General features: G+C 70.8%; 9 protein-coding genes. 5 read left to right on the top strand and 4 right to left on the bottom strand.

Annotated elements, in window-relative coordinates:
* The first annotated feature begins 111 nt into the window (after nucleotides 1-111).
* The 4 genes from ON759_RS12035 (at nucleotide 112) to ON759_RS12050 (ending at nucleotide 4,859) form a co-directional block, all read left to right on the top strand.
* The gene (locus tag ON759_RS12035; protein ID WP_271680636.1) at nucleotides 112-2,229 is read left to right on the top strand and encodes a type VI secretion system Vgr family protein; all 2,118 of its coding nucleotides are present in this window, start codon (nucleotides 112-114) and stop codon (nucleotides 2,227-2,229) included.
* Between the two features lie 148 nt (nucleotides 2,230-2,377).
* A complete protein-coding gene (locus tag ON759_RS12040) occupies nucleotides 2,378-2,923 on the top strand; it encodes a DUF4123 domain-containing protein (protein WP_271680637.1) in 546 nt (181 codons plus the stop codon).
* A gap of 11 nt (nucleotides 2,924-2,934) precedes the next feature.
* Complete coding sequence (locus ON759_RS12045) at nucleotides 2,935-3,291, top strand: hypothetical protein (RefSeq protein ID WP_271680638.1); 357 nt, start codon at nucleotides 2,935-2,937, stop codon at nucleotides 3,289-3,291.
* Nucleotides 3,292-3,293: 2 nt separating this feature from the next.
* Nucleotides 3,294-4,859: a hypothetical protein gene (locus tag ON759_RS12050; protein WP_271680639.1), complete on the top strand. Its 1,566-nt coding sequence runs from the start codon at nucleotides 3,294-3,296 to the stop codon at nucleotides 4,857-4,859.
* Between the two features lie 107 nt (nucleotides 4,860-4,966).
* Here ON759_RS12050 and ON759_RS12055 read toward each other — a convergent pair whose 3' ends face one another.
* Complete coding sequence (locus tag ON759_RS12055; protein ID WP_271680640.1) at nucleotides 4,967-5,356, bottom strand: DUF4280 domain-containing protein; 390 nt, start codon at nucleotides 5,354-5,356, stop codon at nucleotides 4,967-4,969.
* A 9-nt stretch (nucleotides 5,357-5,365) separates the two neighbouring features.
* Nucleotides 5,366-5,941: an OmpA family protein gene (locus ON759_RS12060; RefSeq protein ID WP_271680641.1), complete on the bottom strand. Its 576-nt coding sequence runs from the start codon at nucleotides 5,939-5,941 to the stop codon at nucleotides 5,366-5,368.
* 233 nt (nucleotides 5,942-6,174) lie between these two features.
* Between ON759_RS12060 and ON759_RS12065 the strand changes: the two genes are divergently transcribed.
* The gene (locus tag ON759_RS12065) at nucleotides 6,175-7,536 is read left to right on the top strand and encodes a sensor histidine kinase (protein ID WP_271680642.1); all 1,362 of its coding nucleotides are present in this window, start codon (nucleotides 6,175-6,177) and stop codon (nucleotides 7,534-7,536) included.
* A gap of 27 nt (nucleotides 7,537-7,563) precedes the next feature.
* Here the strand turns inward: ON759_RS12065 and ON759_RS12070 are convergent, their stop codons facing one another.
* Together ON759_RS12070 and ON759_RS12075 are read right to left on the bottom strand one after the other, a co-directional pair.
* Entirely contained in the window at nucleotides 7,564-11,340 is a 3,777-nt protein-coding gene (locus ON759_RS12070; protein WP_271680643.1) for a two-partner secretion domain-containing protein, read from the bottom strand.
* Between the two features lie 12 nt (nucleotides 11,341-11,352).
* The gene (locus ON759_RS12075; RefSeq protein WP_271680644.1) at nucleotides 11,353-13,017 is read right to left on the bottom strand and encodes a ShlB/FhaC/HecB family hemolysin secretion/activation protein; all 1,665 of its coding nucleotides are present in this window, start codon (nucleotides 13,015-13,017) and stop codon (nucleotides 11,353-11,355) included.
* Nucleotides 13,018-13,032 lie beyond the last annotated feature (15 nt).

The following is a 13,032-nucleotide window of genomic DNA, read 5'->3' on the forward strand; positions in this document are numbered from 1 at the left end:
CTAGGCCCTTCGCGCTATCCGCTTCCCCGCGCGGATAGCACTTCGGGCGAATGTCGCGCCGCGCCGGCAGCGGCGAGGATACGACCACCGGCACCGATACCGGCCACGCGCATGCCTCCCAGCCTTTCCACCAGCAACCGGATGTACTTCCTCACCCTGCACGAGTACGGGGAGGACGACCTGTTGATCGCGGAGATGGCCGGGCACGAGGCCATGTCGCAGTTGTTCGAGTTCCGCCTGCGCCTGCTCTCCAGCCGCGACGACATCGACCCGCGGCGGATCATCGGCAAGCCCGCCATCCTCCGCATCGAAGCCTGGGACACCCGCCACATGGGCGGCGAGCGCCACTGGAACGGCGTGGTCTCGCGCTTCCAGCGGACCGGGCGCGCGTCCTCGGCCGAGGGCGAGGACCTGTACGCCTACGAATGCGACATCGTCCCCTGGTTCTGGTTCATGACCCAGCACGAGGATTGCCGGATCTTCCAGGGCAAGACGGTGCGCGAGATCATCGAGGCGATCTTCGAGGAGTTCGACTACAGCGACTTCCGCTTCGACCTCCACGAGGACCACCCGGCGCTGGACTACTGCACGCAGTACCACGAGACCACCTTCGACTTCATTTCCCGGCTGGTCGAGCGCGAGGGCATCCACTACTACTTCCGCCACGACGATGCGGAGGAAAGCCGGCATTTGCTGGTGTTCACCGACCACAACCGCGGCAACCCGGCGCTCGAGCCGTCCACCCTGCCCTTCCACCACGAGGGCACCGCGGAGGACTACGACGCGATCCGCACCCTGGCCCTCGACCAGCAGATGCGCACCCGCAAGGTGACGCTGGGCGACTGGGACTTCGAGCGCAAGCGGCTACTGCGCGAGAACACCCCGACGGTGCTGTCGATCGGCGCGGACCGCGACCTCGAGCGCTACCGCTACCCGGGGGCCTTCGTCGACCCGGAAGTCGGCAAGTACCGTTCGCGCGTGCTGATGGAGGCCGAGGAAGCCGGCCACATGCGCTTCCGCGGCGACAGCCAGGTGCGGACGCTGGCCCCGGGCCATACCTTCACGCTCGAAGACCATCCCTTCGACGAGTTCAACATCGAGTACATGGTGCTGTCGGTCTGGCACCACGGGCGCAACAACCTGGGCAACGACGGTGCCGCCGAGTACGGCAACGAATTCACCCTGCACCCGCACGCGGTGACGTGGCGGGCGCCGTTGAGCACGCCCAAAGGGCTGGTGCGCGGGCCGCAGACCGCACTGGTCACCGGCCCCGCCGGCGAGGAGCTGCACGTCGACCAGCATGGCCGGATCAAGGTCCAGTTCCACTGGGACCGCCAAGGCCAGTACGACGACCACAGCTCTTGCTGGGTGCGCGTGGCCCAGGCCTGGGCAGGCAACGGCTACGGCACGATGTTCATCCCGCGGGTCGGCATGGAAGTCGTGGTCGACTTCCTGGAGGGCGACCCGGACCAGCCGCTGGTCACCGGCTGCGTCTACAACGGGATCAACAAGCCGCCCTACGACCTGCCTGCGCATGCCACCCGTTCGACCATCAAGACGCTGTCGTCCAAGGGCGGCGGCGGCACCAACGAGCTGCGCTTCGAGGACAAGAAGGGCAGTGAGGAAGTGTTCCTGCAAGCGCAGAAGGCGCTGAACGTCCAAGTCAAGGCGAACGAGCACCACCAGATCGGCGGCAGCCTCGACCTGAAGGTCGGCGACTACCGCAAGACCACGATCGAGGCGAACGACCACCTGCACGTCAAGGGCGACCAGGGCATCGCGGTGCAGGGCCAGATGACCGTGGCGGTCGTCGACGGACCGCTGGAGTTCCAGTCTGGATCCGAGGCCAAGCTGCTGAGCAAGGCGAAAATGGAGATCGCCTCCAAGCAGGAAATCGCCATCCATGGCGGCACGCAGCTTGTCATGGAGGCGAACGGCCTGATCAGCCTCAAGGTCGGCGCCAGCGGGATCGTCATCGATCCATCCGGGGTGTCGGTCGTGGGCCCGATGATCAAGCAGAATTCCGGCGGCGCCCCATCGGCCGCGATCACGTCGATCGGCACGATGATCGTCAACGCCGCCGGGACACATTCGACCCAGGACGGGAGCGTCATCGACCCGATCCAGCAGCTCCAGGCGCAAGCGCTGCGCAATGCCGCGCTGGCGGGCCAACCATTCTGCGCCGAATGCGAAGCCGCGCGCGCCGCACTCGAAGCGCTGATGGCATGACCCGTCGCGTGCAATTTTTCCGTACACAAGGGTGCACGGGGGCGAAGCCGCTTGTCCCCCGCCGCCGCGGCCCGGGGGGACCGCGTCCGGACCAGACCGGCACCCGGCCCGACCGGATGCCGCTGCACATGCGTGGAGACGAGTCCCGGTGATTCCGCAAGGCCACTTCGAGTCCCTGCACAGGATGGTGTTCGCCCAGCCGGGGCGCGCGATCTACGCGGTCATGGACGGGGCGATGATCGACGGCCTGCCGGGTCGGCTCGCCCAGGCGGCGCCGGAATCGGCCTGCCTGTTCGAGGGCAGCCTGGACCCGATGCTCAGCGCGGCCGCGCCGTGGCTGGTCCGGCTGGCGCCGCAGAGCGCCGCGACGCGGATGGCCCTGCACGAGGGCTGGAACGGGCACTGGGGCATCGTGCTGGCGACCGCCGCCGACCAGGACCTGCGCAGCGTGCGCGCCCACTTGCGCCGCGTGCTGCGGGTCCGCGCGGCGGACGGCAAGGCGATGTTGTTCCGCTTCTACGATCCCCGCGCGTTCCGCACGGTGATCCCGACCTTCGACCCGCCGACCCGACGCGAGTTCTTCGGTCCCATCCAGGGCGCATGGGTCGAGGCGCGTGCGCCGGACGCGGCACTCTACTTCGCCCGCGACGGCATGGCCGACCCCCAGGCCCTGCCGCTGGCCTCGGTGGCCTGAAGGAGGCCCGCGTGCTCGCGATCAAGCGCAAACAGATGGCCGCCATCGGCGAGGTGCAGTTGCGCCACAACCTCGCCGACTTCCTGAACCGCCACCTGGGGGGGGCCACCCCGCTGCCCCTGGACCAGCTGGATGCCGAACTCGATGCGGTGATCGCGCATTGCCGGAAGGCCGGGCTCAAGAGCCAGCGGGCGGTCGCCGCCTATGCGGTGGCCTGCATGCTGTTCGGCAACGCGCGGGTGGCCGGCGATCCCAGCATCGTCGGGGTGCTCGCGGACCGCGGCAGCCCGCAACTGGATCGCGCGCTGATGATCGAGATGTGGACTGCGGCCGCATACGCCGACTACCGGCGCGGCACCGGAGGTTGACCATGTTCGAAGGACTCACCGAAGGCCTGTCCGGGATCGGCGCCGCCGCCGGCGACGCCGTGCAGCAGGCGCAACAGGCGGCCAGCGCCGCCGCCGCCAGTGCCGCCGAGGCCGCGCAGGGTGCGATCGGCGAAGCCCAGACGGCCGTCTCCAATGCCGCCGCAGCGGCGTCGGGCGCCGCGAATGGCGCGGTCGCACAGGCGCAACAGGCCGCCCAGGCCGCCGCTGCGCAAGCGGGTGCCGCCGCCCAAGGGGCGCTGGCGCAGGCCAACCAGGCCCTGGACAACGCGCGTGCCACCGCCAACGACATGGCACAGGGTGCCCTGGCGCAGGCCAACCAGGCGCTGGATGCCGCCAGCCGGCAGGCCGGTGCCGCGGCCGAGGGCGCGCTGGCGCAGGCGCAGGCCGCCGTCGACCAGGCCCAGCAGCAGGCGCAGGGTGCACTGCAAGGCGCGCTCGACACCGCATCGCAGGCGCTGGACAACGCCATGGCCACCGCCGAGCAGGCCGCGCAGGACGCGATCGATCGCGCGATGGGCATGGTCGACAATGCGATGGCACTGGTGGAGGACGGCATCGGCAACGCGCTCGGCGCCGCCAACCAGGCCATCGACCAGGCGCAGGCGATGCTCCGCGATGCGAGCACAGCCGCGCTGCAGCGCGCGCGCGACGCCGTGCTCGGCAACGCGCGCGATGCGCTCGGCCAGGTGGCGTCCCTGCTCGATGCCCTGCCCTCCAGCTTCCCCAACCTGCCGATCGACTTCCCGGCCTCCGATTGCCCGTACGTGCGCGCCCTGCAGGACGAACTCGCGCGGCGTGCCGCGCAGGCGAACAACGCCCTCGGCAACGCGGCGAGCGCGCTCAACGACGTCGCCGGGCCGCTGCTCGACCAGGCCAATGGCGCCCTCGACCAGGCCGACGCACTGGCCGACCAGGCCTTGGGCGCGATGGACCAGGCGATGGAGGCGCTGGACCAGGCCCAGGCCACGGCGAACGCCGCCGCCCAACAGGCCTTGGGGACCGCGAAGGACGCCGTGCAACAGGCGCAGCAGGCCGTCCGCGACCAAGCGGGCGCCGCGATCGCGCAGGCCAAGGACGCGGTCAACGGCATGAAGCAGCAGGCGCAACAGGCGGCGCAAGGTGCGATCGACCAGGCCATGGCCGCGGTCGACGGCGCACAGCAGCAAGCCGGCGATGCCGCGCAACAGGCGATCGCGGGCGCGCAACAGGCAGCCGCCCAGGCCCAGCAGCAGGTCAACCAGGCCGCGCAGCAAGGGCTGGCCCAGGCCAACCAGGCCACCCAGCAGGCGCAACAGGCCCTCAACGGGGCGGCGCAAGGCGCCTTGAATGCCGCCCAGGGGGCCGCGCAGCAGGCCGCCGCCACTGCCGGCGAAGCCGCGCAGGGCGCGATCGCCAGTGCCCAAGGGGCGATCGGGAATGCCTCGGCGGCGGCGGCGCAAGCCGCGCAGGGTGCGGTGGGTGCCGCGCAATCCGCCACGGCCGCCGCGGCGGGCGCGATGGGCAATGCCGCGAACTCGCTCGGCAACGCGGGCAGCATGCTGGGCTGACGTGCGATCCGCGGGCGAAGCGCGGAGGCAGCAGGCGTGGCGCGTGGGTGGCGCCATCATGACAACGGGCGGCACAAGGCCGCCCGTTTCGCTTCAGTGACCGCGGATCAGGGGATCAGTTCGGTGACCTGCCCCGGATTGACGACGCTGACCACGCCCGCCCACAGGCACTGGCAGGTGCAGGTGTTGTCGACGGCCGGCATGTTGCCGATCAACAGGGTGGGCGCGCCCGGCACCCACGGGGTCTGGGTCATCGGGATGCAAGGCTGCGGCGTGAGCACGCCACTGGCGGCGGAAGTCGCGGCCGCCACCTGCGGATTGGCCAGGCTCATGCACATCGCGAACGGCATGATGTTGACCATCGGCTTGTGGTCCATGATGTTCGCGGCCGGCTGGTTGCCCGACAACACGCGGTTCGCGGGCAACACCACCAGGCTGGACGGCGCCATGCCGAAGCTGCACACCAGCTGCGCGCCATTGACGACCTGCAGTGGCATCGTCCCGGCTCAGCCGCCGGTGGCCTGGATCTCGACGCGGCGGTTCTCGGCGGCATTCGGATCGCCGCTGTTGAGCAGGTCGCTCTCGCCCTTGCCGACGGCGCGGAGGCGGTCGGCATCGATGCCGCTGTCGATCAGGTAGCGTCGCACGGCCGCGGCGCGGCGGTCGGACAACGCCTTGTTGTACGACGCCGAACCGCTGGCATCGGTATGGCCGACCACGGTGAAGCGGCGCCCCTCGAGCTGCGGCGAGGCCAGCGCCTTCGCCAGCGTGGCCATGGTCTTGGTCGAACTGCCGGCGATCTCCGCCGAGTTGTATTCGAAGTTGATCTGCATGTTGATCGAGGCGGGCTTGGGCTTGGCCGCGGGTGCAGGCGCCGGCGCGGTCGACATCGACGCCGCGCCCGGGCGCAGTGCACGGGTCTGGCCCGGGCCTTCCGTGGCGGGATCCGCCTTGAGGCTGTTGATGATCGAATCCACCGAAGGCGGATCCTGCGCCGGCTGCGCGTCCTGCGCGCAGGCGATCCCGCTGCCCGCGAGCATCGCGATGGCCAGCAACGGGCGGAGCATCTTGGTCGTGTTCATGGGTGTCCTCGTCGTGGAAGGGAACCGGGGGCGATTGCGCGCCCAGGCGTGGCAATCACGCGCGGCCGCACGCAGTCGATCCTTGCCCAGCGAGTCTGCGCCGCGTCGGGAGCGAATTCGATACGCCGTTCGGCCTAGATCGCGCGCCCGGATCACGGCAGCGCTAGCGCCGATGGGATATCGCCCGCGGGTGGGCCGCGGCCTACGCTCGGCGGACACAGGTCGGAGGTCTCATGGATGCGTTGCAGCCCTGGCTGCTGGCATCGGGCGCGGCAGTCGGCGCGGGCGTGCTGGGCGCCGCGGCTGCGCGCGCCTGGATCCTCCGCCGCATCCGGGGCGACGCACGCGCGGCCGCTGCCGCGATCGAGGCAGGCGCCATCCCCACCGAGGTGGACGACGCGCTTGCGCCGCTGTACCTCGCGTTCCTGCGTGAAATCGAGGGACTGAAGGCCGCCCTCGAGGACGCTGCGCAACAGCGCCGGCAGATGGCCGCCGAAATGGTCCGGTTGATGCAGCAATCCGACGGCGCGGTCCGCGCCAAGGATCGCCTGCTGGCCGCCACCGGTCACGACCTGCGGCAACCGCTGCAAGCGATGGACCTGGCGCTGGAAAAGCTGCAGCGCGCCGCGCCCACCGGCGCAGGGCGCGAGCTCGCGCAACTGCAGGCGGGCATGCGCACCATCACCGAGGTGCTCGATGGCCTGCTGCTGCTGTCGCAGTTCGATGCCGGCACCCTGCAGGCGCATGCAGGACCCTGCGCGCTGGCCGGCCTGTTCACCGAACTGTCGGCGCTCCAGTCCACCCAGGCAGGGGCGGCCGGCGTCGCATTGCATTGGCACGCGGGTGAATTGGCCGTCTTCAGCGATCCGGGGATGCTCGCCAGCCTGCTGGGCCGATTAGTCGACAACGCCATCAAGGCCACGCCGCGCGGCGGCCGCGTGCTGGTCGCCGCGCGCCGGCGCGGCGACCATGTCCGCATCGAGGTCCGCGACAACGGCATCGGCATCGCACCGGTGCACCAACCGCGCCTGTTCGATGAATTCTTCCAGGTCGGCAACCCCGAACGCGATGCGCGCAACGGTTTCGGCCTGGGGCTCTCGATCGTCTCGCGGCTGGCCGCCTTGCTGGGCACGCGGGTGGAGTTGCGCTCGCGATTGCACGGCGGCAGTTGCTTCTGGCTCGACCTGCCGCGTGCCTCGGCGGCACGCCGGCCGCCCCGCGCGTTGCTGCTGGACCGCGACCCGGCGCGCCGTGACGCGCTGGCGGCGATGTTGGCGTCCTGGGGCTATGCGCCCGAACCGGCGGAGGATGCCGCGCGCGCATTGGCCGCGCTCGACGGCACCGGCGGCAGCCACGACGCCCTGCTGTGCACCGTGGACGGCGCCGACGATCCGGCCTGGGCCGCGGTGGCGCGGGCCGCCGAGCGTCGCCCGCAGGCCACCCGGATCATCCTGTGCCCCCGCGCCGACCGCGCCCTGCTGGACAACGCCAGCCGCTTGCACGCGCATGCCATGCTGCTGCCGGCCGCCCCTGCGAAACTGCGGGCCTTGCTGGCGACCCGCAGCGGCCTCAACACGGCGCGCGACGCCGCCTGAGCCCGGCGATGCAGGGAGGTGACCGCCTCAGAAGTCGCTGCAGCCGCTGCGACGTTCCGCGTCGAAGCAATTGACCAGGTTGGGGCGCGAGCGGACCTTCGACCACTCGGTCGACAACGCGTCACCGCTCGCGGCCAGGGCCTGGTCGTCGAGGGTGGCGTTCACGGCGCAGACCGGCGCGCCCGCGATGTTGCGATCGTACAGGTAGGTGTTCACGGGGTCGCTGATGAGGTCGGTCGGTGTCGACGACAGCTGCGGCAACGGGATCACCTGCAGCGCGGTCGCGTTGCCCGGCGCCTGCACGAAAACGTAGTTCTTCGCGCTGGTGCCGCCGTTTACCGGGTAGTAGCCGATCGGCGACAGGATGCCGGCCGGGCTCGACCAGACCGGCGTGGTGCCGAAGACGCTCTCCACCGTGTCGCCGTTGCGGAAGCCGGTGACGGTGCCGGTGAACAATGGATTCGGCGTACCCAGGTAGCGCACGAACGGGTCCGCGGTGAACACCAGGGTGGCCGGGGTGATCCGCAACGTGCCGGGCACGAACTGCAACTGGTAGCCCGCGGCCGAGGTGAAGCTCCCGGAGATCGGGTAGGCCCCGACATCGCTGCCGACCGTCGCGGGGCTCGTGGCGCTGCCGCTGGCGACGTTGGCCGCGGTATCGCCGAGGATCGCGCCGCTCACGCTGAAGGTGAAGAGCGGGTTCGGCAGGCCATATTCGCGGGTGGCATCATCGAAGGTGATGACCGCGACGGGCTGCTGCACGTAGATGAAATGGTCGCTCGCGCCGGGCACGCTCACCCCGCAGGCGCCCTGGAACTGGCAGCCGTAGAGGTTCGGCAGCGCGCCATTGCCGGCGAGTCCGCCACGGCTTTCGCCCACCCACGTGCTCGCCCACACGCGCCAGTCGCCGGAGGCGAGCAGGCTGGCGCCCGCCGTGTTCTGCAAGGTGTTGGCGATCACCAGGTCGATGTTGGTGCCGGACACGTCCGCGCCGAGCACCAGGTCGCCCTGCAGGTTGCGCACGAAGACGTCGCCCCCCGCCTGGATGCCGCTGGCGCCGATCGAAGCCAGCGTCCCGCTGCCGGCATCGAAGCCGGTCGCGGTGACGTTGCCGATCGCCAGCGCATCCACGTCCTGGTACTCGAAGTCACCGCCGGCGTTGCCGGCGAGCGTGGTCGCGGCGACGTTGTTCTGCGCAGCGGCCAGCAACACATCGCCGTCGGCGCGGGCCAGCAGGCTGTGCGCGGTGATCGCGCCGGTCGCCGACTGGGTGATCGAGCCGCCGGTGGACAAGGCGAGCGTGCCGTTCCCGACATCGAGCGCCGCCTGCACCTGGATGCCGCCGCTGCCGCCATCGTTCTGCAGGGTCAGGTCGCCCGTGCGCGCGATCGCGCCGAGCACCTGGATCGCGCCTGCATGCAGGCTGCTGCCGACGACCAGCCGGGGCGCTGAAATCCGCGCCAACTCGCCGCCGTCGAGCGCGAATCCGTTGCCCGTCGTGCCCAGCAGGATCGCCTCGCCGGTGAAATCGGTTGCCGCGCCATCGGCATCCACCCCGCCCGGCCGCAGGTTGACGGCCGTGCCGCTGGACACGGTGCCGGCGAGGCGGATCGCGTCGCTGGCGCCGGCGTTGCCTGCGCGCAACACCACCAGGCCGCTGCCGGCGGTGATGCTGGAACCGCCATCGAGCTCGATGCCCGCACCGTCGCCATCGCTGCTGCCGGCCACGTCGATCCGGCCGCCCCCGCTGGCGATGCTGCTGCCGCGCAGGACCACGCCGCCGGTGAAGTCCGTCCCTCGCCCATGCAAGGCCACCGCGCCACCGCCGGTATCGACGGTCGTTCCATCCAGCACCACGCCGGCGTCGTCGCTGCCGGCATCCGCCGCCGTGGTCGCGCCGCGCAGCACCAGCTCGCCGCCGCCCGTGCGGATGCTGCTGCCGATCAATGAAATACCGCTGTTGTAGTTGCTGGCCAGGCCGGACAGCGGATCCGATTGGCCGTACATCAGGATGGCACCGCCGTTGCTGTCGAGCGTGGCGCCGGACAAGGCGATGCCGGCGAAGCCGGTATTGGCGCCCGAAGCATCGGCGTTGAAATCCATCGACAGGGAGCCGCCGGCCGCGATGATGCTGAAGTCGTCGCCGTAGATGCCGCCCTGCGCGTCGGCGCGGAACGCCAGGCTCCCGGCCATGGAGGCGATGGCGACGCCGGCATCGAAGCCGATGTCGCCGGCGTCGCTCGGCGAGGTCCCCGCGCGCAGCGTGACGCTGGTGCCGTTCGCGAGTGCGGTGTTGATCTCCGCGTCCTGTACATCGTTGCCCCCGATTGCGGTCGATAGCGAACCGAGCGCCGCGCCGTCCACCACCCGGATGTTGGGGGCCCACAGGGTCCAGGTGCCCGGCGCGCCGCCTCCGGCGTCGACCTGCAAGCCGCGGAGGTCGAAATCGCCGCCGCTGTAGGTGGTGATGTCGCCACCCGCGGTGGCGCCCCGTGCGGAAAGCGCGCCGTACGCGAGCAGGCCCGCGTCGCCACCGATATCCACGCTGCCACCGGCGCCTGACTGGGCGTTCGCGCTGACCAGCGTGCCGCCCGCCAGCGCGGTGGCGCCGGCGCTGATGCGGACACTGCCGCCATCGCCGGAAACCAGGGCGTCCGCCCGCACCTGCGCGTTCGCCAGCAGCAGTGCGGCACCGCCGGCGAGGATCTCGACCTGTCCGCCGCCACCGCCACCCGAGGCATCGATCAGGCTGCCCGGCGACGCGGGGTCGATCGGATCGACCGGGTCGTCGTCCTCGTTCACAAGCGTCACGGCCGCGCCCTGCAACAACACGCTGCCACCCGACTGGCTGCCCGCGCCGGTGACGTCGATGGTGCCGGCAGTGAACGGGGAATTGGCGTCCGAGAACACCCCCGGCGCGCCCAGCATCACGGTCCCGCCGGCCGACGTCAGCTCGATCCGGCCCGCGATGTTATTCATCGTCTGCGCCCGCAGCAGGCCCGAGGCATAGATCGCGCCACCGGTGCCGCCAGCGGTCGTCGCGGTCCGCAGGAGGATCCGACCGCCATCCGCGGTCATCGACCCGAAGCGGTCCTGGACGATCCCGGAATCGACCGTCGGCGGGAGGTCGATGGTGACCTGGGTCAGCCCATCGCCCACGAAATCGAGGGTGACCGACGTGCCTGCGCCGACCCCGATGCTGCCGCCATCGGTGACGATCGCGCCACTGTTGATCACGACCGGCCCCACCAGCGCGACGCCACCGGCCCCCGCCTGCAGGTCGGCGTCGTTGCGCACCTGGGACGCACCGGTGGCGCCGTCGAAGCGATAGCGTCCCGTGGCGAGGCCGTCGAGGAAGTCGGCATCGCTGATCGCCAGCGTCGAAGCCACCAGCCCGCCCACGTTCACCTGCGCACCGCTGCCGAAGGTGATGCCCGCGCTGTTGACGATGAAGACATGGCCGTTCGCGGTGAGCGCGCCATCGATGGTCGTCGGGCTGATCCCGTAGCCGTTGCCGATCACCCGGTTGAGGATCACCGCGCTCGCGTTGGGCTGGTTGAAGGTGACGCCATAGCCCGCGCCGACGTTGAAGTTGTTCCAGTTGATGATCGCGCCCTGGGTGGACTGGTTCACCGTCGCCGTGGTCCCGGAATAGCCGATGGTGGCGCCACCGGACACCACGTTGCCGCCATAGGGCAGGCTTTGCGCCATGGCCGCCGGCGCGGCGATCGCCGCCAACAAGGCAAGCGCCAGCCTGCGCCGGCGCATCGGGCGAGCCTGCTGGATGCTGTGCTTGGTGCGCATGGTGGTGCTCCTTCAGAAGGCCTTCTGGATCGACCAGAACAGACGTGGGTTGCGGTCGCCGCCATCGGTGAGGCCGGGGCCGGTGTCGCGCCAGGCCACGGTGAGGTTGACGCTGGTCTTCCCCGGGCGGCTCCAGTTCAGGCCGAGTCCGTGACCGCGCAGGCTGCGCGACGTGACCAGGTCGAACGGACGCGGGTCGTGGAAGAAGTCGCCGCGCGCGGCATCGAAGAACGCGAATACCGTCGCCTCCGGGGTGGGCGCGACGCGCAATTCGGCAGTGGCCATCCAGCCATCGTCCACCAGCACTTCGCCCACCGCGTACGCCCGCACCGCCTTCGGCCCGCCCAGCGACAGCTTTTCGTAGGCATCGAGGTTCTTGCTGGCGCGCTGCAGGCCTCCGCCCAGGTACACGCTGACCTTGGGCGTGACCGCCTGCAGGCGGGCGAGTTGCAGGGTGAACTTGCCGAAGCTGCCCTCTGTGCCGTAGCCGAACGGCGGCTGGTCGAAGGCCTCGCTGGTCGCGTCGCGGATGTCGAGGTTGCCGTGGTAGAGCATCGCGTTCGCGCTCGTGTAGCCACCACCGAGGACGCCATCGCGGCGCTCCATCGACAGGCCGATGCCGCCGCCGCGGATGCGCTTGCGGGTCTCGAAGCCGACCGCCTCGAAGCGGTCGATGAGGTCCTTGTTGTCCAGCATCCCGCGCACGAACAGGTTCATCGCGCGCTGGCGCACGATGGGATAGCTGAAGGAGAGATCGGCGACATCGCCGACGCCGGTCGGCTCCAGCGGCGCGAACGGTCCGCCGAGCTCGTACTGCACCCGCGCCAGGCCGCCACCGATGCGCAGCCCGCCATAGCCGACGGGCGTCTCGTAGGACAGGCGCCCGAACGCGGTGTGCATGCCCTGCGCCAGCATCAAGCGCAGGTCGAGGTTGTCGCCGCGCTCGAACGGGCTGGCCCAGCGCATGCTCCCGGTGGCGCGCAGGCGGCCGGAGTCGCGGGTGCCGTGGTTGTCCAGCTCGAGGCCGAACTGCAGGCGATCGCGCGACCCCACCTTGACCAACAAGTCGGTGGTGCCGGCAGTGGCGCCGGCGGAAATCGCGGACTGCGGCTTGATCCCCGGCAGGTCCGACAGCAGCAGCATCGCGCGCTCGTAGCGCGGCCCATTCAGCGGCTTCCCCGCCTCCAGCACCGCCAGCGTGCGCGCGACCCGCTCGCGCTGCAGCGGCGTGCCATCGGCCATGTCGATGGCGACGTTGCCGAGGACGCTTTCGCTGACCATGATCCGCACGCGCCCATCCACCACTTCCTGCACCGGCACGTACGCCTGCACGAGCGGGAACCCGCGCTGGTGGTAGTGCGCGGCGACCCTGGCGGCAAGCTGCTCGAGGTCGGCGAAGCTCACGCTGGCGCCGATGCGGTCGGCGACCACACCCTGCAGTTCGGCCTCCGGGATGCCGCTGGCACCCACGAATTCCACGCCCTGCAGGACGAAGCTCGGCTGCGCGGCCATCTGCGGTTCGGGCAAGGCCTGCGCCTGCTGCGGACCGGCCGCCGATGAAGGGGTCGCCTCCTGGCTTGCGGGCTCGGCGGCTTGCGCGAACGACGCGAGCGTGAGCCACAACGCACCCGCGAGGTGGCGCGGACGGGGCGGACGGTGGCGGGACTGGAAGTTCATCGCTCGGGTTCCCTG

It is taken from the genome of Thermomonas mangrovi (assembly GCF_028201335.1).
Taxonomy (GTDB): domain Bacteria; phylum Pseudomonadota; class Gammaproteobacteria; order Xanthomonadales; family Xanthomonadaceae; genus Thermomonas; species Thermomonas mangrovi.